This is a genomic window from Ornithinimicrobium sediminis (assembly GCF_021272345.1).
GTDB classification, from domain to species: domain Bacteria; phylum Actinomycetota; class Actinomycetes; order Actinomycetales; family Dermatophilaceae; genus Ornithinicoccus; species Ornithinicoccus sediminis_B.
In genome coordinates this window covers 212,423-235,951 of sequence record NZ_JAJSDQ010000004.1, presented here as the reverse complement: position 1 = coordinate 235,951, position 23,529 = coordinate 212,423, and the positions used below count along the sequence as shown (strand labels likewise).

Annotated in this window: 18 protein-coding genes and 1 pseudogene; 7 read left to right on the top strand and 12 right to left on the bottom strand. The window is 69.7% G+C overall.

Annotation, left to right across the window (positions count from 1 at the left end; all coding sequences use genetic code 11):
* Window position 1 precedes the first annotated feature (1 nt).
* From LVO85_RS16840 to LVO85_RS11225, 3 genes and pseudogenes are all read right to left on the bottom strand, one after another.
* A complete protein-coding gene (locus LVO85_RS16840; RefSeq protein WP_269813338.1) occupies window positions 2-136 on the bottom strand; it encodes a hypothetical protein in 135 nt (44 codons plus the stop codon).
* A gap of 115 nt (window positions 137-251) precedes the next feature.
* Window positions 252-437: pseudogene (locus LVO85_RS17210) on the bottom strand (choice-of-anchor I family protein); the annotation flags it as partial.
* Between the two features lie 123 nt (window positions 438-560).
* Window positions 561-713 carry a hypothetical protein gene (locus LVO85_RS11225; protein WP_232747572.1) on the bottom strand — a complete coding sequence of 51 codons (153 nt, stop codon included), beginning with the start codon at window positions 711-713 and terminating at the stop codon, window positions 561-563.
* Window positions 714-827: 114 nt separating this feature from the next.
* Between LVO85_RS11225 and LVO85_RS11220 the strand changes: the two genes are divergently transcribed.
* Together LVO85_RS11220 and LVO85_RS11215 are read left to right on the top strand one after the other, a co-directional pair.
* Window positions 828-1,703 carry a methylenetetrahydrofolate reductase gene (locus tag LVO85_RS11220; protein WP_232747571.1) on the top strand — a complete coding sequence of 292 codons (876 nt, stop codon included), beginning with the start codon at window positions 828-830 and terminating at the stop codon, window positions 1,701-1,703.
* A gap of 10 nt (window positions 1,704-1,713) precedes the next feature.
* A complete protein-coding gene (locus LVO85_RS11215; protein ID WP_232747570.1) occupies window positions 1,714-2,493 on the top strand; it encodes an IclR family transcriptional regulator in 780 nt (259 codons plus the stop codon).
* A 42-nt stretch (window positions 2,494-2,535) separates the two neighbouring features.
* On the opposite strand, the gene LVO85_RS11210 is transcribed toward LVO85_RS11215, so the two are convergent.
* Window positions 2,536-3,915, bottom strand: coding sequence for an aminomethyltransferase family protein (locus LVO85_RS11210; protein WP_232747569.1), 1,380 nt, complete (start codon window positions 3,913-3,915; stop codon window positions 2,536-2,538).
* A 276-nt stretch (window positions 3,916-4,191) separates the two neighbouring features.
* Between LVO85_RS11210 and LVO85_RS11205 the strand changes: the two genes are divergently transcribed.
* Genes LVO85_RS11205 through LVO85_RS11195 form a run of 3 tightly spaced genes read left to right on the top strand, consistent with a single transcriptional unit; the run spans window position 4,192 to window position 8,493 of the window.
* Window positions 4,192-6,744, top strand: a complete 2,553-nt coding sequence (locus LVO85_RS11205; RefSeq protein ID WP_232747568.1) for a GcvT family protein — start codon at window positions 4,192-4,194, stop codon at window positions 6,742-6,744.
* Window position 6,745: 1 nt separating this feature from the next.
* Window positions 6,746-7,516, top strand: coding sequence for an electron transfer flavoprotein subunit beta/FixA family protein (locus LVO85_RS11200; RefSeq protein WP_232747567.1), 771 nt, complete (start codon window positions 6,746-6,748; stop codon window positions 7,514-7,516).
* A complete protein-coding gene (locus LVO85_RS11195) occupies window positions 7,513-8,493 on the top strand; it encodes an electron transfer flavoprotein subunit alpha/FixB family protein (RefSeq protein WP_232747566.1) in 981 nt (326 codons plus the stop codon). The genes LVO85_RS11200 and LVO85_RS11195 overlap by 4 nt, the downstream gene beginning before the upstream one ends.
* Window positions 8,494-8,780: 287 nt before the next feature.
* Here the strand turns inward: LVO85_RS11195 and LVO85_RS11190 are convergent, their stop codons facing one another.
* Window positions 8,781-13,121, bottom strand: a complete 4,341-nt coding sequence (locus LVO85_RS11190; protein ID WP_232747565.1) for an nSTAND1 domain-containing NTPase — start codon at window positions 13,119-13,121, stop codon at window positions 8,781-8,783.
* Window positions 13,122-13,290: 169 nt separating this feature from the next.
* Here LVO85_RS11190 and LVO85_RS11185 point away from each other — a divergent pair, with 169 nt between their 5' ends.
* Complete coding sequence (locus LVO85_RS11185; RefSeq protein ID WP_232747564.1) at window positions 13,291-13,785, top strand: hypothetical protein; 495 nt, start codon at window positions 13,291-13,293, stop codon at window positions 13,783-13,785.
* A 601-nt stretch (window positions 13,786-14,386) separates the two neighbouring features.
* Here LVO85_RS11185 and LVO85_RS11180 read toward each other — a convergent pair.
* The 7 genes from LVO85_RS11180 to LVO85_RS11150 form a co-directional block, all read right to left on the bottom strand.
* Window positions 14,387-15,175, bottom strand: a complete 789-nt coding sequence (locus LVO85_RS11180) for an alpha/beta fold hydrolase (protein ID WP_232747563.1) — start codon at window positions 15,173-15,175, stop codon at window positions 14,387-14,389.
* Window positions 15,176-15,419: 244 nt separating this feature from the next.
* Window positions 15,420-15,818, bottom strand: coding sequence for an ester cyclase (locus tag LVO85_RS11175; protein WP_232747562.1), 399 nt, complete (start codon window positions 15,816-15,818; stop codon window positions 15,420-15,422).
* A gap of 126 nt (window positions 15,819-15,944) precedes the next feature.
* A complete protein-coding gene (locus LVO85_RS17080; protein ID WP_232747561.1) occupies window positions 15,945-17,645 on the bottom strand; it encodes a helix-turn-helix transcriptional regulator in 1,701 nt (566 codons plus the stop codon).
* A complete protein-coding gene (locus tag LVO85_RS11165; protein ID WP_232747560.1) occupies window positions 17,615-18,301 on the bottom strand; it encodes a hypothetical protein in 687 nt (228 codons plus the stop codon). Before LVO85_RS11165 ends, LVO85_RS17080 begins: the two co-directional genes overlap by 31 nt.
* 29 nt (window positions 18,302-18,330) lie before the next feature.
* Window positions 18,331-19,431: a flavin-containing monooxygenase gene (locus LVO85_RS11160; protein ID WP_232747559.1), complete on the bottom strand. Its 1,101-nt coding sequence runs from the start codon at window positions 19,429-19,431 to the stop codon at window positions 18,331-18,333.
* A 14-nt stretch (window positions 19,432-19,445) separates the two neighbouring features.
* A complete protein-coding gene (locus tag LVO85_RS11155; RefSeq protein WP_232747558.1) occupies window positions 19,446-20,546 on the bottom strand; it encodes a flavin-containing monooxygenase in 1,101 nt (366 codons plus the stop codon).
* A 305-nt stretch (window positions 20,547-20,851) separates the two neighbouring features.
* Window positions 20,852-21,280, bottom strand: coding sequence for an IS110 family transposase (locus LVO85_RS11150; RefSeq protein WP_232747557.1), 429 nt, complete (start codon window positions 21,278-21,280; stop codon window positions 20,852-20,854).
* Window positions 21,281-21,839: 559 nt separating this feature from the next.
* Here LVO85_RS11150 and LVO85_RS11145 point away from each other — a divergent pair.
* Window positions 21,840-23,360 (top strand): aldehyde dehydrogenase family protein, encoded by a 1,521-nt coding sequence (locus tag LVO85_RS11145; protein WP_232747556.1) that lies wholly within the window; start codon window positions 21,840-21,842, stop codon window positions 23,358-23,360.
* Window positions 23,361-23,529: the final 169 nt, after the last annotated feature.

Here is a 23,529-nt window from a genome sequence, read left to right as displayed (position 1 = left end):
GCTAAGCCAGGCCCTCGGCGCCGAGGTCACCCGCAGCGGCCAGTGCTGCGTCGATGTCCTCGGTGTCCTCGACGGACACCGAGAAGTCCCGGTTGTTCACGTAGGTGACGAAGAACGCCGCCGCGGGCTGGGTCACGTCGTCGACCATGACGCCGCCGATGCGCTCCAGGCCGATGAACGCATAGGTCCGGGGCGTCGATCTCGCCGAGCACGACACCCTCGGGCTCGGGACCCTTGTCGTCGGAGCGGCCCTCGAAGCTCGTCTCCGAGTGGTTGGAGTTGAAGAAGTCCGGGACCGCCGCGGCGAGGATCTCCTCGAACTGCGAGCCCGAGTCGAAGACGAGGGTGCCGTCACCGTCGACGAGAGAGAAGCCGCGCGTCCCGTAGGTGAACAGCTCGGCGTAGCAGCTGTCCTGCTCGTCGAGGGCCTGGGCCAGGGTGACCTTGAGGCGACCGAGGTTCTCGTCCGCCTACAGCTCCTCCACGGTCATGCCCGCCTGGTAGGGCGTCTCCCTCGGAGGCACGGACGTCGGCGATGGCCACCGCGTCGCCTCGGGGAGTCAGGGCGACCATGTCGGGCAGGACCCGACGCGGTACGCGCCGAGGGGCACCGGCTCCTGCGGCCGCATGTCGACCACGGGCAGCCAGCCGTCGTCGGTCTTCTGCGGGGCCTCCAGGGCCACCACCGCGAGCCCGTCGGCACGGACGGCCACCGAGTTGGCAACGGTGCCCTGGGGCACCAGGGGCGGAGATGACCCGCGCTCGCGTGCTTGTCCTGAGCTCCGGACTCTCGTAGGTTGGATGCGTCTTGAGAAAGAGGTTGCGTGATGAGCAACAAGCGTCCGCCCTCCGCCCTGAGGTCGTTGCTGCTCGACGCCCGGCTGGAGGTGCTGCCGTCTGGGGGCATCGTCGACCGGGTGCACGAGCATGTGGCGCCAGGTCGCACCATCACGGTCACGGCGTCACCGACCAAGGGACTGGACGCCACGCTCGAGGTCACCGAGCGGCTGGCGCAGCGCTACCACGTGGTGCCGCACCTGGCAGCACGGATGGTGCCCCGGGCCGGGCTGCCCCGCCTGGTGTCACGGTTGCAGGAAGCCGGCGTGACCGAGGTCTTCGTGCCCGGGGGGGACGCGACCGGCACCGTCGAGACCTTCGAGGGCGCACTGGAGCTGTTGCTGGCCCTGGACGACCTGGGCAGGCCGTTCGAGCACGTCGGCATCACCGGCTACCCGGAGTCCCACCCTGGCATCGACGACCACGTCCTGGTGGAGTCCATGTGGGCCAAGCGCGAGCACGCCACCTCCATCGTGTCGAACATGACCTTCGACCACGCAATGGTGGGGAGGTGGCTGGAGTCGGTCCGCGACCGCGGCGTCGCCCTGCCCGTGCACGTGGGCGTCCCCGGGCCGGTCGACCCCGGCAAGCTGCTGCGGATGGCCACGACGATCGGGGCCGGTGACTCGATACGGTTCCTGCGCAAGCAGAAGAACGTGTTCACCCGGATCGTCCTGCCGGGCTTCTCCAGCACCACCTTCGTGCACAAGGTCGCCCAGCTGGCGGCAGACGAGCGCCTCGGGATCTGCGGACTGCACATCTATACCTTCAACCAGGTCGGCCGGACCGAGTCCTGGCGCCGAGAGCAGCTGGACATGCTGTCGGGCATCCACCCCGAGCGTGGCGCCCGTCCCTCCGGTCCCTAGGGTGGGCCGTATGGCGGACGAGGAGAGCGACGGGGGCGACCGGTCCCCGGTGCAGTCCGTTGAGCGGGCCCTGACCATCCTCGAGATCCTGGCACGCACCGGCGAGGCAGGTCTGGGCGAGATCGCCGACGAGCTCGGGGTCCACAAGAGCACCGTCAGCCGGACGGTCGCCGCCCTCTCTGCCCATGACCTGGTGGAGCAGCCGGAGGCTCGCGGTCCGGTGCGGCTGGGTCCAGGCATCCTTCGCCTGGCCGGGGCGACGACTGCCCGGCTCGACCTCGTCCAGGAGGGGCGGCCGGTATGCCGGGCACTGGCGGAGGAGACCGGCGAGACCGTCAACGTCGCGGTGATGGCCGGACACACGGCTCTCTACGTGGACCAGGCACTCGGCCCCTCGACGATCACCTCGTACAACTGGGTCGGGCAGCACATCCCGCTACACGCCACCTCGAACGGCCGCGTGCTGCTCGGTGGGCTCTCCCCCGCCGAGCGCAGAGAGGCCTGGGGCGAGCTCACCGCCTTCACCGAGCACACGGTGACGCAGCCGGCGGAGCTGGAGCGGCTCGTCGCGGTGGTCAGGAAGCAGGGTTATGCCGTAGTGCGGGACGAGCTGGACATCGGCCTCACCGCGATGGCTGCTCCGGTCTACAACGTCCACGGGGAGCTGGTGGCCTCGATCAGCCTGTCCGGTCCGTCCTTCCGGATGGGTGTCGAGCGGGAGGGGGAGCTGCTCGCCCCGCTGCGACGCGCCGCGACCGGCCTGTCCACCCGGCTCGGGTGGCACGGTTGAGGCCAGGCGGGGCGACCGGGCCCTGCCGCGTGTAGGTGCGGCTCAGAGAAACTGCTTGCCCTCGTCCGCCAGCACCTCGCGGGTGTTGGGGTTGACCGACGGGCGGAACGGCACCTGCACCACCACGGCGCCGACCGGCTCGCCGGGGGTCTCGGCATACTCGTCCGGCAGCCATGCCCGCAGCTGGGTGCCGACCTGGCTCTGCTCGACCGGCACGTAGCCCAGGGCGATGTTGGTCCCGAGCTCCGGCGAGTACCAGGGCGAGGTCAGGTAGCCGACAGGGTCGTCATGCTCGGCCGTGCTCACCAACCAGAAGTCCGGCGCGTAGTCGGTGATCGGCTTCCCGCCGAGCCTCATCCCGACCAGCATCTGGGTGAAGGGCGGGAAACCCGCCTCCAGCTGTGCCCGCTGGGCCTCCAGTGCCTCCTTGCCGACGTAGTCCTCCTCCTTCATCCGCGGCACCTGGTAGGCGAGGTTGGTCTGCAGCGGCGAGGTCTCGGCGTCCATGTCCTGGCCCCAGGAGAGAATGCCTGCCTGGACGCGTCGGGGGTGGGCGGGGGCGATCACCCGCAGGTTGTGCGCCTTGCCGGCCTCCAGCACTGCGTGCCACATCTCCTCGGCGTGAAGGGTGGCGTCGTAGAGGTAGATCTCGTAACCCTTCTCACCGGTGAACCCGGTCTGGGAGACGATCACCGGCAGCCCCGCGACCGAGGCCGCGGCGAGACCGTAGTTCGGGATGTCGGCGACCACCGGGCCGATCAGGTCATGCATCAGGGCCTCGGACCTCGGGCCCTGGATCTGGACCGGGCAGACGTCGATCTCCTGGATGCGCACGTCATACCCCTTGCCGACGTTCACCCCCTGCAGCCACAGCATGAGGTCGGAGTCGGACACGCTGAACCAGAACTCGTCCTGCGACAGGCGCAGCAGCACCGGGTCGTTGAGGATGCCGCCGGCCTCGTTGCAGAGGATGACGTAGCGCGCGTGCATCGGTGAGATCTTCTTGGCCTGCCGGGTGATGACGTAGTTGACGAAGTCCTCGGCCTCCGGGCCCGTGACCTGGATCTGGCGCTCCACCGCGACATTCCACATGGTGACGTCGTTCACCACAGACTGGTGCTCGTTGAGCGGGCCGCCCTCCTCCATGGAGAGATAGCCACGCGGGTGGTAGACGCGGTTGTACACCTCGGCGCGCCAGGCGCCGGCGGCGACCGACAGGTGCCAGTAGGGCGACTTGCGGATGCGGGTCGAGATCAGCAGCTCCACGGGGGTCGAGCCGGTCTGCCGAAGGTTCACCGGCAGGGTCCGGCCCTGGTTCACCGTCGGGTGGTTGTGGTGGCTGGTATGAGGTGAGGCTGCCTGCGGGGCGGCCTGCTCAGCGGCCTTGTCCGCGTAGGTCGCGGTGCTCAGGAACGGTGTCATCGTCCCCTCCTTGCGGTGCAGGGCCGGACCTGCATGGACCGACCAGAGCAGTGCGCTGTGACTCAGCGTGCCTACGCACGCTACCTCATGCGATGCGAATAGTGCAACGGTTTGCGCTATACGCAACAGCAGTCACACATCAAGGCCGGCCGGAAGGGGAGGCCTGGCACGGGAGAGTCCCCGAGAAGGGCCCTTGACAGGAGTTCGACCCGGGCGCACGATAGTTGCGTTATACGCGCAGAGTTGCGCAATACGCAGTTGGAAGGGTTCGTCGCGATGAGCAGATCAACCCTCCCGGACCGCTGTGACGTGCTGGTCATCGGGGCCGGCATCGTCGGGAACGCGTTGGTCCACCATCTGGCCCTGCTGGGGTGGCACGACATCGTGCAGATAGACAAGGGTCCGCTGCCGAACCCCGGCGGCTCCACCGGTCATGCCTCAAACTTCGTCTTCCCCGTCGACCACAGTCGCGAGATCACAGACCTGACGTTGGACTCGGTTCGGCAGTACCGCGAGATGGGCGTCTTCACCGAGTCCGGCGGCATCGAGGTCGCGCGGACGCAGGAGCGGATGGAGGAGCTGCGGCGTCGGATGTCGTCGGCCACGGCCTGGGGGGTCGAGTCGCGGTTGGTCACCCCGGAGGAGATCGTCGAGATGGTGCCTTTCGTCGACCCCGACGTCGTGGTCGGGGGCTTCTACACGCCGTCCGTCGGCGTGGTCGACTCGCTGCGCGCCGGCACCATCATGCGGGAGCGGGCCCAGGAGTCCGGTGCCCTGACCACCGTGCCGAACGTCGAGGTGACGGGGATGACCGTGACCGAGGGCCGAGTCCGTGCCGTGCAGACCGACAAAGGCTCGATCGAGGCCCCCGTGGTGGTCATCGCCTGCGGCGTCTGGAGCCCTCGGCTTGCGCGGATGGCGGGCGCGCACATCCCGCTGACCCCGGCGGTGCACCAGATGATCTCGGTGGGACCCTGCGCCCCGCTGGCCGGGACGGAGGGTGAGATCAGCTTCCCGATCATCCGCGACATGGACACGTTCTGCTACGAACGCCAGCACGGCTCGGACATGGAGGTCGGCTCCTATGCGCACCGGCCGATCCTGCACGAGCCCGAGGAGATCCCCTCGATCGCGCAGGCCAAGCTCTCGCCGACCGAGATGCCGTTCACGGAGGACGACTTCGACCCACAGCTGGAACAGGCCCTGGAGATCATGCCCGAGCTGCTCGGCGACGAGCGCGCCGAGATCCGGTACGCCATCAACGGCCTGCTCTCGCTCACCCCCGACGGCGCACCGGTGCTGGGGGAGACTCCCGAGGTCGGTGGGCTGTGGAGCTGCGCAGCGGTATGGATCAAGGAAGGTCCCGGCGTCGGGCGGGCCATGGCCGAGTGGATGACCCACGGTCGCTCCGAGATCGACCTGGGAGCCAGCGACATCGCCCGCTTCTATCCGCACCAGCGGACGCGCGCCCACATCCGCGCCCGCACCAGCGAAGGCTTCAACAAGACCTACGGCATCGTGCACCCCGCAGAGCAGTGGCAGAGCTCGCGCCCGCTGCGGCTCTCCCCGATGCACGCCGCGCAGCGTGAGCTCGGTGCCGTCTTCCACGAGGCCGTGGGCTGGGAGCGCCCACAGTGGTACGAGACCAACGCCGGCCTCCTGGAGGAGTTCGGTGAGGCAGTGATGCACCGGGAGAACGAGTGGGATGCCCGCTGGTGGAGCCCGATCATCAACGCGGAGCACCTGGCGATGCGGGCCCGCGGCGGGATCGTGGACCTGACCGCCTTCGCGATCTTCGACGTCGTCGGCCCGCAGGCCCTGGCCGCGATCCAGCGCATCGTCGTGGCACAGGCGGATGTCCGGGTGGGCCGGGTCATCTACACCCCGGTGCTGGACGAGGCTGGTGGCTTCCGCTCCGACCTGACCGTCATGCGCCTCGCGCACGACCACTTCCGCGTCGTCACCGGCGGAGCGCACGGCATGGTCGACAAGAAGTGGTTCGCCGACCACCTGCCCGATGGGGCCCGGCTCGTCGACCTCACCTCCGCCATCAGCACGGTCGGTCTCTGGGGACCGCGGGCGGGCGACGTGCTCGGCGCGCTGACCGACGACGACATCTCCCCGGAGAGCTTCGCGTTCGCGACGTGGAGGCTCATCGAGGTCGGGGAGCTGTCGGTGCTGGCCTCCAGGATCTCCTACGTGGGGGAGTTCGGGTGGGAGCTCTACGTGCCGATGGAGACCGGAGCGGCGCTGTGGGACCGGCTGATCGAGGCCGGGCGCGAGCACGGCGTCGGGCCTGTCGGGATCGGCGTCTACACCGCCACCGGTCGGATCGAGAAGGGGTACCGCGCCTACGGCGCAGAGCTGGACGCAGAGCGCAGCCTCTTCGAGACGGGGATGAGCAGGCCCAGGATCAAGGACGCCGACTTCATCGGCAGACAGGCGGTCCTCGAGCAACAAGGCGTGGCCCCCAGGGCGGTCCTGTGCGCCCTGACCGTCGACGACCACACCTGCGCCGACGGCTCGAGGCGCTACATGCTCGGTGGCGAACCCATCCTGACCCGTGAGGGCCAGCTCCTGACCGACGGGCACGGACACCATCCATACGTCACCTCGGCCGCCTCGGCACCGAGTCTGGGCACGCACGTGCTGATGGCATTCCTACCGCCCGCGCAGGCGGTGCCCGGCACCGAGCTGGCGGTCTCCTACATGGAGCAGCTCTTCCCCGTCACCGTGGCCCGCGCCGACGCCACCCCGCTGCTCGACCCGGACAACCTGCGGGTGAAGGGGCGGTATGCCGAGCTGGGTCCCGGGACGGGGGGCGCCTGAGATGACCGACGTGCTGGTGTGTGTGAAGAGGGTGCCCGACGCCAGCGGCGAAGTGGTGCTGAACGAGGCCGGGGACGCAGTGGACGGGCGCTACGCCGGCTACACCATGAGCGAGCACGAGGAGTGTGCCGTCGCCATCGCGGTGGAGATCGCCGGTGAGTCCGGTGGTGAGGTCACCGTGCTCAGCCTGGGGCAAGAGGACTGCGTGGAGCAGCTGCGGGCCGCGGTCGCAGTAGGTGCCCATGCGGCCGTCCGGATCGATGCGCAGGCAGATGGCTTCGGGCCGGGCGACGTCGCCGCCGCGATCGCCTCCGCCGTGCGCGAGAAGGAGGCCGGTGGCACCAGCTACGACCTGGTGCTGCTGGGCAACGACGCTGCTGACACCGGAGATCACCAGGTCGGTATCCGGCTGGCGCACCTGCTCGCGCGGCCGGTGGTGGCCGGGGCGCAGACGATCACCGTGGCCGAGGGCCGGGCCGAGGTCCGGGCCGGGACGGCGACGGGGACCGTGGTCTACGAGCTGCCGTTGCCCGCAGTCGCCACCGTGCTGGAGGGCGGCGTGCAGCCGCGCTACCCTGCGATCACCGGACGGATGCGGGCCAGGAAGACGCCGATCGAGGTCCTCGCACCGGGTGTCGAACCGCGGGGCAACGGCCGGCTCGGGTTGCGGGTGCTTCCACCGCCGGAGAGCCAGGTGGAGGTGCTGGGTCACGGTACTGGCGCCGCCGTGCGGCTTGCCCAGGTGCTGCGCGAGCTGGGAGTCGTGCGATGAGCGTGCTGGTGCTCGTGGAGATGGAGGACCCCGGCCAGGGCGAGGCGGGCCTGTCCGTGGTGGCTGAGGAGACGTTGACCTTCGCGCGTGGACTACCCGGGGAGGGGGTCCACGCGGTGCTCGTCGGGCAGGTCGGCCAGCCCGGTGAGAGGGTGCTGGCGCAGTGTCGCGAGCAGGGGGTGCGCACCCTGTTCGTCTCCACGGATGCGCAGCTGGAGCGGTACGCGGCGCTTGCCTGGGCCCGCGTCGTCGACGCCGGCCTCCAGGTGAGCGGTGCGGCATACCTGCTCGGCGGTGGCACCCCGTGCGGCAACGAGGTGCTGGCGCACGTGGCTGCCATCCACGACGTGCCGATGGCGGCGAACGTGGTGCACATCGTGCAGCTGGACCCGCTCGAGGTCGAGCGGCAGGTCGTCGGCGGCGCGGTGCTGGAGCGGATCGGGCTCGGCGGTCAGCTCGCGGTGGCGTCGGTGGCGGGACACGCGGTGGCACCCGCCCCGTCGGCAGAGCCGACGCAGCCCACGGTGGAGCAGGTCGCGGTCGAGCTGACTCCGGCCGACCTGGTCGCCCAGGTGCGGCGCAGCGAGGCGCGTGAGGGCGGCGACACCTCGGCTTTGGCCGGCGCCTCGGTGGTCGTGGGGGTCGGACGTGGGGTCGGTGGCGCCGACCGGTTCGCCGCTGCCGAGGCGCTCGCCGAGCGCCTCGGCGGCTCGGTCGGTGTCTCGCGGGTGGTGACCAGCCTCGGCTGGCGTCCGCACCACGAGCAGGTGGGCCAGACCGGCAGCCGCATCAGCCCGGATCTCTACCTGGCGTGCGGCATCAGCGGCGCGATCCAGCACTGGGCCGGATGCTCGTCCTCGCGGACCATCATCGCGGTCAACACCGACGAAGAGGCGCCGATGGTGACCAAGGCGCGGTATGCCGTCATCGGCGACATGCACGAAGTCCTTCCCGCGCTCCTGGATGAGCTGGGCTGAGTAGTCCAGCAGAGTCGTGGACGGCTGCTCCTCGTGGGGAGGACGCCGCTGTAGCACGGCGAGGCCACCACAGGTTGATGGCCGCGCCACAGCGTCCTTGAGCGAATGACTGTGTGCGGCCCGAGGGTTCGGAGGCTAAGCAGCCGCTCCAGGACGGACGACGGCCCCGGTCAGGCTGGAGAGACTCGGGGAGGGCCGTTGGATCTCTTCGTGAACGTCTGCCGCAAAGCCCCAGCACGAGCAATATCCGAGAGGATCGCTGCCCGCCGCCTGCCCGTGTGGCCACGTCAAGACCCGCGTGACAGCGTGAGCTCCTCGTCGCTCAGACCTCTCGTGACCCGGCTCCGTGCGATCGCCACGAGCTCGTCGAAGTCCAGGGTCCACACCCTCACCACGCCCGTCCAGTCGGCGACCGCCAGCCAGGGTCGGGTGGGGTGGAAAGCCAGGATGCTTGGAGGTCCGGTCAGGGACGCGATCATCGCGACCTCCGAGCCCGTGGCGAGGTCCCACACCCGGACCGTCCGGTCCCACGAGCTCGACGCGAGCATGCGCCCACTCGGGTGGTGCATCACGTCTTGGATCGGCAAGGCGTGACCTGCGAGCTCACGCAGCACGGCGCCCGTGTGCGCATCGACGATCCACACGATGGGGTCATCCGACGCGAAGGCCACCGTCTGCCCGTCGGGGTGGAAGCTGAGGCACTCGCCGAACCTCGAGCCGGGTGGGCCCAGCGTCCGCGGAGGCTCGTCCGATCCCCACCTCCAGAGGTGGGTCGTCCAGGTCGCCGAGACGGCGCGACCTTGTCGACCCCGGTTGGGGATGGCCAGCTGGGTGCCATCGGCGCTCAGCCGAGGGATGCCGAGGCCTCCCGTCGGCACGTCGAGGCTGGCCACGACCGTGCCGTCACGACGCGCGACGACCGCTCGGCCGGTGGCGACAGCGGCGATGTGCCGGCTGTCGGGGGTGATGCCGACGGTGCCCGGCCAGTTGCTTGCACCGCCGACCGCCACCGTCGTCGTCGTCCCACGGGCGAGGTCGCGCATCGCCAGCGTGCCGTCGTTGGCGGTGCTGGCCAGGAACGAGCCGTCCGGCGACCAGGCGATGGGCCCGTCCAGTCGGGGCCAGGCGTGGTCGTGGGTGTGGGCCGTGTAACGCGTCACCTCGGCCCAGGTCGAACTGTCGACGATGGCCAGTTCGCCGCCGCCCCGACCGAAGGCGAGGTGGCAGCCGTCCGGCGACCAGGCGACGCCTTGCCCGAGCATAGGTGCCAGGTTGGCAACCTCGGCTGGCCCGGCGACAGAGACATCGTGCAGGTCCAGGTCGCCGCTGCCCTCGGCTCCCAGCACGACGAGATCCGTGCCGGGGACCCTGCGCACCCGCAGCCGGTCCGGCGACGGGTGGGTGGGGCGGATCCTCACCGGCGGCGCCGGCGTGTCCAGCTCGGGGTCGGGGTCGCGACGGTCGAGGAACGACACCGATCGTCCCGCCGTGATGACGCGCCCTCCCTCGGGTGACCAGGCAACCGACGCGCGGGTGTCGGAGTGGGCTGAACGCAGCACCTGGAGCGTCTCGCCATCGAGGATCTGGGTAGTGGGGCCGAGCGACACCGCGACGTGGCTGCCATCGGGATGCCACTCCAGGGACGTCACTTCCCGGTAGAGGTTCAGGGTCGAGCCGCTGCTCGTGGGACGGTTGGTCGAGACCACCCTCTCCCACGTCGCCACGTCGATCAGGTCGAGACGCCGCGCCACGTCGCCGACCGCCGCCAGGAGGCGATCCCCTGCAGGGTTGAACGCGACCAGGCGACCTGGGCGGGGAAGGTCCTCCTCGAACGCCGCACGACCGTCCGCTGCCATCTCGTGCAGGTGGCGACCTTCGGGGTCGAAGACGACCAGCTGCCGGTCGTGACCGATCGCGGCCCAGGTGGCGATGTAGCCCGTGCCTGCGGCGACGTCCACGCCGCCCACTGGCCCGTCCGGTCCCGGCCACTCCGCCTCGAGACGCCCGGTGGTGGCACACCAAATGCGGATCCTTCCGTGGCCGTCTCCACTGACCAGCCGGGCCCCGTCGGGGCTGAAGGCGGCTCGTGGCAGGAGGTCGCCCACGTGACCCGGGAGGCGGGCCAGGCACTCCTCGTCCGCCATGCGGTGGATCCGGATCTCGACCGGGCCGTCAGGCCTGGCCGTGGCACCCGGGGGGTCTGCCAGCGCCATCAGCGTCCCATCTGCGCTGACGGCCAGCAGCGCACCGCGCCCCTCCATCCGGCGCACCAGACGCTGTCGGTGGATGCCACCACGAAGCAGCGCAGCCAGGTCTGCGGTGCGTTCTGGCGCCAGGTCCACGACGTCGCGCAGCATGCCGAGACCGAGCAGCAGGGCGAGCTCGGGGTCCTCGACGAGATGCAGCCGGGACGCGGCCAGCCCCCGCTCGACACGCCGTGCGGCGGCCTCCACCGCAGCCTCTGCCTCGGAGGCCGCCACGAGCTCGGCCTCGGCCTGGGAGAGCGCGAGGTCGAGATCGCCGGCGTCGACGGCAGCACGCATCGTCCGCGCCTCGGCCAGCGCCTGACCCGTCAGCAGCCAGCCGTGGTCTTGGCCGGAGTCCAGCCAGCGTTGCGCCGCTGTCTCGATGGCCCTGGCTGTCGCGAGATGCTGTCGCTTCTGGGACACCCAGCCGTTCAGACGCGGCCACTCCGTGATGAGGGCCTCGTGGGCAAGCTCGTAGACGACCTGCTCACCGCTGGTCCGAGCCTGGAGCAGCCGATGGGACACCAGGTGCTCGAGCACGGCGTCCAAGCTCGCGGGTCCGATAGCGCTGACGAGGTCGTGACGGTGGATCGGACGCCGGGTGTCCTCACGGTCGCGACCGCCGGGTGCCACTCCGCGCAGCAGCACACCTCGGGCCGCCGCCGGGTCGCTGACCGACAGCCAGGTGCGTTCGGCATGCTTGGCCAGCGCTCCCGCAAGGCCACCGATCTGCTCGTAACCCGCGACAGTCAGAACCGAGCCGTCACGATGGCTCCACAGCTCCCAGAGCGTGTGTTGCAGCAGGGGAAGCCGACCCGGCTCGCCAGTGGCGTCATCCACGATCCGGCCGACGACGCCGCGCTCGAGAGTAGCGCCGGCCAGCGCCGCGGGACCGACGACGGCCGCCTCCAGCTCAGCTCCGGACATCGGCGGCACCACGAGCTGTGAGCGACTCAGCAGCGCCGCCATGTCGGGGTTCCTCGCTGCGTGGGCGTAGAAGTCGGCGCGCAGGGTGGCAACCACCCTGAGCCACGGCGTACGACGACGAATCGCCGACCTCAGCGCCGCGAGCAGGCAGTCCGCCCGGGGCGCATCGGCGACCGTGAACAGCTCCTCCGCCTGGTCGAGCACCAAGAGCACCCGGGCCGTGGGGTCGGCGGATCGCGATGCCAGGAGCCGCTCTGCCTCCAGATGCAGACGACTCGGGTCAGCGGCCAGCGCGTCGGCCAAGCGTCGACGTTGCCGCCCCGGACCGGGCGTCGTCCCGCGAGCGTCGATGCCGGCCTCTGTCAAGGCTCCGGCCAACGAGTCCAACGGGTCACGACCCGGGACGAGCACCATGACCGGCCACGTGTCGGCGTTCGGGATCGCACCTGCCGCGAGTGCGGGCAGCAGCCCCGCGCGCACGAGCGAGGACTTGCCACTGCCCGAGGGACCCACCACCGCCACCGCACGGTGCTCGCCGAGCTTCTCCACGAGCTGCTGCACGAGGGCGTCCCGGCCGAAGAAGCGGTCTGCCTCGACCTGCTCGAACGGCCGTAGACCGACGTACGGCGCCCATACCCGCGTCGTGGTCGGTCCGTGCGACGCCGCCCGGCCCGGAGCAGATGGAGGTGAGGCACCGACCGGCAGACCCCGCAGGATCGACGTGTGCAGGTCTTGCGTCTCGGGTGAGGGGTCGGCGCCGAGCTCCTGGGCCAACTGACGTCGGCACTCCTCGTAGAGCCCCAGAGCCGTTGCGGCGTTGCCCGCCGCTGCCTCGACCATCATCAGCTCGCGCCACACCTCCTCCCGGAACGGGCTCCGCCGGAGAGCCTCGGTGAGGGCCAGACGGGCTGCCGACCACCGGCCCTGGCACCGCCGTGCCTGCCCGAGCAGGAGCTGGGAGTCGACCAGATGGGGACGCGTCGCCTGACGCAGCTCCTCGGCCCACGGCGCCTCCACGCCGGCGAGGACGGGCTGGGACAGCACGGCCCGAGCCCGCCCGGCCAGCTGGTCGGCCACGTCGTACCGCCCCTCAGCCAACGCCTGCGCGGCTCGCTCGACACGCCGACGGGCGATCTCGAGGTCGACTGCAAGGTCGGGCAGATCGACGTGGTAGCGGCCGGCTCGGCTGACGATGGCGTCACCAGGCACACCGATCTGGTGGAGCAGGGCGCGGACGCGACTCACGAGGGCCCGCACCGCCGGTCTCCATTGCTGTGGCGGTCCCGCGGGCCATAGCTGGTCCGCGAGCTCTTCCGCCGACCACAGACGCTCCCGGTCGACCAGCAACATCCCGGTCACCAGCCGAGCCTGCGGCCCGCCGAAGTCCACCTCGTCGATCCGAGTGCCATCGTGCACCAGCGTCAGCGCCCCTGCCAGGCTCAGGTGGACGTCCACGTCAGTCCCTTCGCCGGATGCCACCGCCCGGTCACCCGAGCACCGGGCGCTTGCCAGTTTACTCGCGATCCTTGCGCCGCTCTTGCGCCCTGACTCGATGCTGAGCCGTGTGAGTGACAGCTCGGGCCTCAGCCGGGGCCCCAGCGAACACGATGAGAGAGGCACGATCATGACCAAGACAATTCGACGCGCGACCATGCTGATCGCAGGCTCCGCGCTCCTGATGACCTCCGCATCGACCGTGGCGTCCGCGAAGGCCACCGTGGACCGGGTGGGTCCGTTCACGACGGTCGTCCCGGTCGCCTTCGACGACCCCACACCCGACAACCCCGACGGAGTCGAGCTCATGTTCGCCGAGTGCGACTTCGTCCAGCGGGTCGAGAAGCCGGACGGGTCTTCGGTAGAGACCCAGCACTGCCAGCTCACCGAGCCGTTCTTCGTGTTCCCCGGCACGCCGCCGGAGCGCGCCCTCGCCAGCACGTCCGGAGAGTGCACCTGGTTCTCCGACTACTTCCTCACCATCACGCCCGAGGCTGAGCCGCTCGCTGCCGAGCGGGCAAGACTCACCGTGACCCCTTCCGGTGAGGTCAACGTCACCACCTTCTACCCGCCCGAGCCGAAGACCGAAGCGCAGTGCGACGAGGGCCCCGGAAGCCTCGGTTAGCTCAACCGAGCGGGCGTGAGGCCTCCCGGGATGTCTGGAAACACGATCCGGTGGGAGCATGCAGATCACTGCACGTTCTGGGACATCACAAGAGGTCCCTGTGTCCCTGGGTAGCGCCGTTCGCGCGAAGACGACGAACTGGTCCATTCAGCGACCGGACGTGAGAGGCGATGAGCTCACCGATGGCTTGAGAGCCTTGGCGGTTGTCTTGCCGGCCGGAGTGCGCGCGTGTCGGACGAAGGTGGTGTGGTCCGCCGGGAGGTGACCGGCGCGGGCGCACAATCCGCAGGTTGCTGGTGGGTGCGCTGAGTTCGTGACCAGCCATGATGCGCCCCCTCTGGCGCTGGCTCCCCGACGGCCGGGCTGCGGCCCGGTGGCCGCATGGTGGTCAGGGACACCACATCAAGTGGGCTCTTGACCGAGCTGCAGCAGCGTAAGGGCCTCTGACTGGCAGAAGATCGATGGGCCGCGTGGTGTCCTGGATCAACACATCGGGATGGGGGTGTCTCAAGACATGGGTGTAGGTCTGTCTCGGGAGATCGGCATGGGCTGACCCGGGGACCGGCTGTGGGCACGAGGCTGGACGGTGTCGAACCGTCAGTTAGCCGTGCTGGCGGAGGAAGCCGCGCACGAGGTCGTTGAACGGCCCGGGTGCCTCGAGGTTGCTGACGTGTCCGCAACCTGGGATGACGGCCAGCCTCGCTCCCGGGATCCGGTGCTCGAACTCGCGTGCCACGGACAGTGGGGACCGTGCGTCGAGCGCACCCCAGATCAGCTGTGTCGGCACCTCAACGGTGGGCAGGACGTCGGTGAGATCAGCCTGTGCCATCGCGGTCAGGGCGGTCAACATGCTGCGCCGTCTGACGTCAGTCGCCATCGCCTGCATGAGTGGCACGAAGATGGCCGGTGGATCACCCGCGAAGAGCCCCGGCAAGGTCGGATCGAAGGCCTCGTCCGGCTCAGCCAGCGAAGCCCGTACGGCCGCCAACCTTGAGTCTGCCTCCTCGGCGCCCAGCGACCCCCGCCACCCGGCGTACCCATCGGCCAGCACCATGGCGCGAACCACCGCAGGATGGCGTCGATACAGCTCGAGGACCACGGTCGCACCCCACGAAAGCCCGACGACCGCTGTCGGCGGGGAGCCGGTCGCGCGAATCATCGCGGCCAGGCAGTCGGCGTAGTCGGACAGGCCGAACGCGGCCGGCACGTCTTCGGATCCGCCGGCCCCGGGCTCGTCCCAGGCAGACACCGTGAACTCGTCGCAGAGCGCCTCGAGCTGTGGGGTCCAGGCGCGGCTGTCCTCAGCACCACCGTGCACGAACATCACGGTGCGCCCGTGACCGGTGCGGCGGTAGGCGAGGCGGAGGCCGTACACCTCGACCGTCTCCATCAACCCACGGTACTCCCGAGGTGACCCCAACCCGCGGATCGGACGGCTTCCCGAGCAAGCACCTCCGGTGCGAACGGAGTTGCGTAGCAGGAACAGCAACCGCCCGTGTTCTCAAGGTCATCAGAGAGATTCGCCAACCGGCACGACGCACACACAGCGGTATGGGAGTGCGCACCTTGATGCCGCGGAATGCTGGCCGGTCTACAGATTCGGCACTAGATCGGGTCAAGGCTTGGTGAGCCCCTCAGCCACCGAGGTGTTTCCTCAGGGCCGTCGCGTCAACGAGCTCCCAGACCTCCACGACCTGTCCACCATCGAACCTGAAGAAGAACATATGGTCGACCTCGATTCGTCTGCCTGTCGGCTCCCGTCCGGCCCACGTCCCCTGATGAGTAGCCACAAGTGTGAGGTGGGCAGCCACTACCTCCGCTGAGGCGACCAGAGCGCGAATCTTGAACTCAAGGTCCGGGAAGCCCGACCGCCACCTTCTGACCACCGTCTCGAGGTCCTCCAAGCCCGTGACTCGGCTGGCCTCTCCGGAGTGGTGGACGACTCGCGCAGCGAGCACTCCACCGAGACCTGAGAAGTCTCCCTGGTTCCATCCTTGCTCGAATATCGCCCTGATCGCAGCTTCGGGCTCCATGTATGGCACCGTACTCGTCCCACGTCTACCCCGCTGGGACGCTCACCACGTCGTACACCACTCTGCTGGGCTCAACTTCGTGACATCTCGGCTCCGCCGAGTTGAGGCGCTTCCAAACGACTAGATTCACACCAGCCTGTGCCGGTAGGCGAACGCGGCGGCGGCGGTGCGGGAGCCGACGTCGAGCTTGGTGAAGATGTTGGACAGGTGCCGGGCTACGGTCTTCTCGGACAGCACCAGCGCCTCGGCGATCTCCGGGTTGCTCTTCCCCGCGGCCACCAGCCTGAGCACCTCAACCTCGCGCGGGCTGAGGCCTCCAGGGGCCTGACCCTCGCCGAGCAGGTGAGCCGCCTCTCGTTCGCTGATCGTCGCGCCGAGTTCGGCGAAGGTGGTGCGCGCAGCGGTGAGGTCGGCAATCGCGGAATCCTCATCGCCAAGCAGACGCAGGGCCCGGCCGACCAGCATCCGGCTGCGCGCCGCCTCGTACGGCGCGGAGAGCCGGTGCCAGCGTTCGAGTGCCTGACGCGCGCCAGCGAGGCCCGCTTCGGCGTCTCCCCGGCCCAACGCGACGTTCGCGTCCGCGTAGCAGCCAGCGGCCCGCAACGCCGTGCAGTCAAACGATGCGCCGATGTCACCCAGCTGCTCCACGAGAGGGGCCGCCTCCTCAGGCTCGCCGATCTCAACCAGCACGTCGACGGCGGCCGGGAGCACCTGTGAGCGGTGCACCGGGTCCTGCCGCTCGGTGAGCAGCCGGCGGACAGCGGCCACCGCGGCATCACGACGCCCTCGCTTGAGCCACAGCAGGGCCCGCCCGGGCTGGGCCGGGTGCCCGTGCTCTGCGGCCTCGTCGTAGGCGCCCTCGGCCGCCTCGTGCTCACCGCGCAGCCGATGCACCTCGGCTCGCTCGTAGTGCGCCAGCCCGACCGCCGGACCTCCACCGGACTCTGCGTACCGCGCCGCCGCATGGTGGAGCTCGGCGATGGCGTCTTCGAAGGCGCCGTGCAGCTTCATCAGCTGCCCTCGATGAACGGCGCACTGACCGGTGAACGCGACCAGGCCCGGTTGCGCGTCGCACCAGTTCGTGAGGGCGTGCGTCCACTGCCCCGCCCGGTCGAAGTCCGAGATCTCCTGGCAGGCTTCGATCGACGAGCAGTAGACGACCCCGGAGAAGATCGGCGACACCTGGCCGGCCACGACAGAGATCATTGCCTCGTCGAGCAGGCGCAGCCCATCGGCGACGTGCCCCGAGAAGATGGAGAGCCGGCCTTGTATGTGCAGGCCCATCGCCAGCAGATCCTGGTCTCCAAAGCGTCGGCCGTACTCGGTGATCATCGGGGCCGCCTGCATGGCATCAGGGAACTCGCCCTTCATGATGTGACCGAGCGTGACACGCTCCTGCAGGTAGCCCCGCTCCACGACGTCCTCTCCGAGGTCGTCGAGCAGGCGCTGGCCCTTGGAGAGCCAGCCGTTGCCGACCGCGACCTCGCCGGCGCCCCAGAGCGTGGTGGTCAGCCAGTATGCGACGCGCACCGTGCCGGGCACGTCGCCCACGTCGAGTTTGGCCTGGTAGGCCCGTTGCAGGGCCAGCACCACGTCGTTGGTGCGACCGAGCAGGAAAGCGGCGGTCGCCAGGGCCACGAAGTCGTCGGGCTCGAGCTCGGTGTCGGCTAGGCCCGACAACGCCTGGTACGCCGACACCCACTCCCGTCGCTCGTAGGCCTCGCGCGCGCGCTGTAGATCCTGGATCACGCCCACCCCATAAACGATACTCACGCCGGCCCGGGTCCGGTGAAGTCTCACGCTCCCGGGGTCTTCGTTCGCCGCCACATACCGACGGCCAGCGGCAGCAGGGCCAGCAGGGCAGCGGCGGGCTGCACGTAGAACTGGACCGCACCGATGGGCACCAGGCGAGCGAGGGCAAACATGACCAGCGCGCCGGCCACCACGCCGTCGAGCCATGCTCCCAGAGGTCGCATGCGCATCACGGCCACGGCGAAGGCGGTGCAGCCGAGGAGGAACATCAGCGAGCCGCCGAGGAGGAAGACCAGGAACCACTCCCTGAGGGCCGCCTGGGTGGCCTCCATGTCGGCACCGGTCTCGTGGGCCGCGATGTGCGCGAACTCCAGGCTGGGCAGTACGGCGTACAGGACGCTGCCGATCACCACCGCACCGAGCCCCAGGGCGCTCAGCCGACGGTCACCGTGTGCGCGGAGGTACTCACGGACCGCGACGAAGGCCACCGCGATCGCCGCCGAGGCGAGCACAGCCGCGACATGAGCCAGCCCCCAGCGGGTCAGGTCGGACGCCGCGGCATCGGCCACCGCCGCGTCGTCGGGAAGCCGACCGGGGATGGGCGGGTGCCACAGAAAGGCGACGAGCAGCAGCACCGGGCCGACACCCGTCAAGATGGCGGCCCACCTCCCGGGCGTGGGCGCAGCCGCTTCCTCGCCTGACTGGGCCCTGTTGTCGATGGTGACGGACATGACGAACCTCCTGGTTCCGGTAGCAGTCCTCAAGCAGTGATCGCTGCACGGGCCGCTGTGTGCTCAGTGATGTGCCGGGCGACGTAGGCCGCGTCGCGGCCGACGCCGGGTAGCACGGACGAGGCGACGGCGTACTGGAACAGCAGGCCGCAGAAGTACAGGCCAGACACGTCCTCGGCGACCCCGCGGTACTCGCGGGGCCAGCCGTCGTCCCCGACGACGGGCAGATCTATCCAGCCGAGGTCGGGCGCGCTGCCGGTGCACCACACCACGACCGCCACGTCAACGACGGTGCCGTCGGCGAGCATGGGCCGCCCGTCACGGACGCCGACGACGCGGGCCTCGCTCCGGGTGACCCCCCGGTCGGCCAGGTCCTTCGCCCGCACGCGCCCGACCGGGATGCCGTGCGTGCGGAAGCGGCGCATCATCCTGCGGCCCAGCGGAGTGCGCCGGGTGAGGACATGGCGGGCGAGGAAGACGAAGGCCGGCACGAACGCCCGGTCGGCCCGCGAGCCGGGGCGGAACGGCTCGTGGCCGGGGTCCCGGCCACTGAGCGTCACCGGACGATCTGCTGCCAGCTCGTGGGCGATCTCGCAGCCGGAGTTGGCTGCCCCGACCACCAGCGTGGGGCCGGCTGGTAGCTGGTCGGGGCGCCGGTACTGGCTTGAGTGCAGCTGTTCGACGTTGGGGTCGAGGTGGCCCGCGAACTCGGGCACGCGCGGCACGCAGCCGTTGCCCCCGGTGGCCACGACGACGTTCTCGCAGGTGATCGTCTCCGCGCCCAGGTGCGCGGTGAACCCTCCTTCGGTCTGGCGCTCCAACCGATCGACACGGGTGCGCAGCCGCACCGGCAGGTCATGCACCACGGCGTAGGTCTCGAGGTAGGCGGCGATCTCGTCCTTACCGGAGAACTGCCAGGACCCGCCCGGGAACGGGTGCCCGGGCAGGCTGTTGTACTTCCCGGGTGTGAAGAGTCGCAGCGAGTCCCAGTGACGGCGCCAGCTGTCGCCCACCCGCTCCACCCCGTCCACGATCAGCAGCTCCCGGCCGCGCCGCTGGAGCTCATACCCGGTAGCGAGCCCCGCCTGGCCCGCTCCGATGATGAGGGTCTCGATGTGCTGGGTGGCCATCTCGATCCCCGCCATCAGACCGCGGCCGGCGTCTTCGCCGTGCCGCGCGCACCAATCTTCTTGGCGACGTAGGCCGCGTCGCGGCCGACGCCGGGCAGAAGCATCGACCCGAAGGCGTACTGGAAGGACAGCCCGCAGAAGAACAGACCGGGTGTCGAGTCGACGACGCCGCGGTACTCCACCGGCCAGCCGTCGTCCATCAACAGTGAAGGGTCGATCCAGCTGAGGTCGCGGCGGAAGCCTGTGGCCCACACCACGTTGCTGACGTCGAGCACCCGGCCGTCTTCCAGCACGGGCTTTCCACTGGCGGAGGCGTCGGTGAGCTTCTCCGCGAACCGATCGACGCCACGCTCGGCGAGGTGGTGAGCCTTGACCCGGGTGGTCGGGCCGCCCTCGTGGCGCACCTTCCGCATCTCCTTGCGACCCATGGGGGTGCGTCGGGTCAGCACGTGCTTCCACATGAAGACCACGATCGGGAGAAACATCTTGAACTTGCGGGTGTCCCACTCCAGCGGGATGTTCCCGCGGTCGGGTCCGACCAGGACTGTGGGTCGGTCAGCCCCCGCCTCAAAGGCGATGTCGTAGCCGGAGTGCGAGGCGCCGACGACCAAAGTGGTCCCGGGTTGCAGCTGGGCCGGGTTCTTGTACGCCGAGGAGTGGAGCTGGCGGATTCGGGGATCGAGCCGCGACGCGACCTCCGGCACTCGCGGGGTGCGCCCAAACGTGCCGGTGGCGACCACCACGTTGTCACACTCGAGGACGTCGGCTCCGAGGTGGGCGGTAAACCCACCGCCCTCACCTGCCAGGAGACGATCGACCTCCGTCTGCAGCCGGACCGGCAGGTCGTGCTCCACCGCGTAGGCCTCGAGGAACCCGGCGACCTCCTCCTTGCCGGGGAAGTGCCACGGGTCTCCTGGGAAGTCCATGCCCGGAAGGCCGTCGTACTTCACGGGCGAGTACAGCCTGAGTGAGTCGTAGTGGCAGCGCCAGTTGTCGCCGATCCGCTCGTTGGCATCGACGACCAGGCACTGCCGGCCCGCCCGCTGCAGGTGGTAAGCCGTGGCGAGGCCGGCCTGGCCTGCGCCGATGATCAGGGTCTCGATGTGCTGGCTCATCTGGGTCTCCTCCGGTGAGGGTTGGGCGATCAGTGCGTGTCGAAGAACTCGTGGGTGAGCGCGGCGACTGTCCCTGCCCGATGCAGCCAGGGAGTACGGCCACCGGGCATGACCTGCAGGTCGGCATCCGGGATGCCGTGGCGGCCGAGCCCAGCTCAGGACCGCCCACGCGCGCCCTGTCTGTCAGGCCAACGCCGGGCAGTTCGACCGCGTAGAGCGTGTGACCTGACAGCTCCGTCATCAATGGCGCCCGGAAGACGGCCTTCGCGTCGTCCGTCGCGTTCTGCGTCGTCATACAGAAGACGCTAGGAAAGCAGGGCCGCAACTGCTTCGGACGCGATACCCATTCGTCGGCGCCGTTCAATGGGTATATCTGCGCACCGGCATGGATCCCCCAGCCGCAGTACTGCTGCGGCGCATAAGGGTTCGCCTGTTGCGGCGATGGAAAGCGTCGACACAACTGGATCCAGCGAACGGGATGACACGGGCAACGGCGACAGCCAGCTCGGTGCCGTGTTGACACACATGATCCGGCGCCGAGCAGCAGGTGCAGGGACGCCGACCACTGCGTGGTTGCGGTCGGGGAATCGGCTGACTTCGCCGACCTCGACCAGCAGCCGGGCGGCACCGGAGGGACCGATGCCGTGCAGCCCCATGAGCGAGAACTCGGTCGTCTCCACCAACGCCTTGAGCTCCGCGTCGGCCACCGAGATGACGGCCTCAGGCCGTCCCACGGGCCACGCTTCTTGTGTCCGCACGGAGTCGGGGAGTGTGATCGTACCCAACTTGACCTGCGAAAACGCAAGGTGGGCCCCGTGGGACTCGAACCCACAACCTACGGATTAAATGGAAGATGCGCTGCAGCACAAGGGACGTGGGCACAGTTGCAGTAGGCGGGAACCACGGTTCCTGACGCAACCAATGATGGTCGCGACGATGCTGTGGTGGCCAAACGGTGGCCACGCGCAACCCGCATGCGGCCCCGCGTCGTGGTCGGCGGGCGGTCCCTCACGGCTGGGACGTCGCTGCAGGATGGGCGAGGCCACCGGTGGCCGGCGGGCCACACCACCGCGACCCTCAAACAGATGAGCGTAACCAGGCTGGGTCCGTCGAGGCCCCAGCAGTTGCTCGAGCGCGTCCTTTGAGGGGCGCCGTTCCCGTACCTCGAGGGCTCTTGGGTCCCTGGACTCCGCTCCGGACCGGCGACCTGGCACAAACCCGGGATCATCCCGGATACGACCAACCCCCGCCGCTGCAACGCTCAGGAGACATCGACGAACAGAGGAGAAGACGATGGGATCGACATCAGACGTGACGGTCAGGGTCCGGCAGGGTGCCGTGGCGCCCCTTGGGACGAGCCTGGTCGGGACTTACGCAGGCGGGGAGGCCTGGACGGCCGGGGCGGGCTCGTTGGAGGTTCGCGACCCCGGCAGACTGGATGAAGTGGTGGGCGTGGTGTCGACGGCGACCGTGGACGACGTGGATGTCGTCGTAGAAATCGCTCGTCGGGCGCAAGCCGGTTGGCGTGCACGACCGGTGGAAGAACGCGCCGCGCTCCTGACCCGTGCCGCCGATGACCTCCAGCGTGAGCACGAGGACCTCGCGGTCGTGCTCACCCGGGAGAACGGCACGGTGCTGCCGAACACGCGCCGGGAGCTGTTGGGCGCATCGGGGGTGCTGCGTACCGCGGCCGGGTGGGGGCAGGATCTGCTCGGAGCCGGCTCCGTCTTCGAGGACTCGTGGGGGTGGGTCCGCGTCGAGCGTCGCCCCCTGGGGGTCGTCGCCTGCATCGTCCCGTGGAACGCACCGGTCGTGCTGGCCGCGCAGAAGATCGGACCGGCGCTGGTCGCGGGGAACGCGGTCATCGTCAAGCCCTCGCCATTCGCTCCGCTCGCCGTCTCTCTGGCGCTGAGACGGATCGCGAGCCTCCTCCCACCCGGAGTCCTCAACGTCGTCCACGGCGACCATGACGTCGGGGCGGCCCTGGTCGCGAACCGCGAGGTCCGCAAGGTCTCGTTCACCGGGGGCGGCCCCGCCGCAAAGGTGATCATGAAGTCTGCGGCCGACACGCTCACCAGGATCCACTTCGAGCTCGGCGGCAACGACCCGGCCATCGTGCTCGATGACGCCGACCTCGAGCGCACCGCGGACCAGATCTCGGCTCAGGCCTTCCAAAGGGCCGGTCAGGTCTGTTACGCCGTCAAGCGGGTCTATGTGCCGCGTGCCCTGGTGACCGACTTCAGCGAGGCGATGCTGGACCGGGTGGGCAGCATCTCGATCGGCCACGGACTGGACCCGGAGGCCACGATGGGGCCGGTGAACAACCGCCCGCAGCTCGACCGGATCCGAGCGATCCACTCCCGCCTGGCCGAGACCGGTGCAGACGTCCGCATGACCGGCCGGGTCCTGAACCCGGACCGCTGGGACGAGGGCTACTACCTGCGGCCCGCCGTCGTCGTGGATGCGGACCCGAGGGACCCGCTCGTCCAGGAGGAGCAGTTCGGTCCGATCCTTCCCATCGTCGGTTACGACACCGAGGAGCAGGCCATCGAGATGGCGAACGCCACCGAGTACGGCCTCGGGTCGTCCGTCTGGGGCTCCGACCACGAACGCGCCGAGGCGGTCGCCTCGCGGATCGAGGCTGGGCTGGCCTTCGTCAACCACCACACCGCACTCTCCCCGCTCGGTCAGAAGCACGTTCCGTTCGGTGGGATCAAGCAGAGCGGGATCGGCTGGGAGAACTCGCCGTCCGGCCTGGGTGAGTACCTCGAGTTCCACAGCACCCTCATCCCCTGGCCCGAGGCTGCGCGGTGATCACCGCGGGCGTCTGGCGTCATCGGCGCCAACCTGGGCGGGGAGCACCCCACCCGGATATGCGCCGGTGCGCCGGCGATGAGCGGGTGCCCCACGCCTGTAGGCGGACGATCACCGCGTGCAGGCGGCGCGGTCCCGACCGGCCCCAGGCTGGTGATCGTGGTAGTCG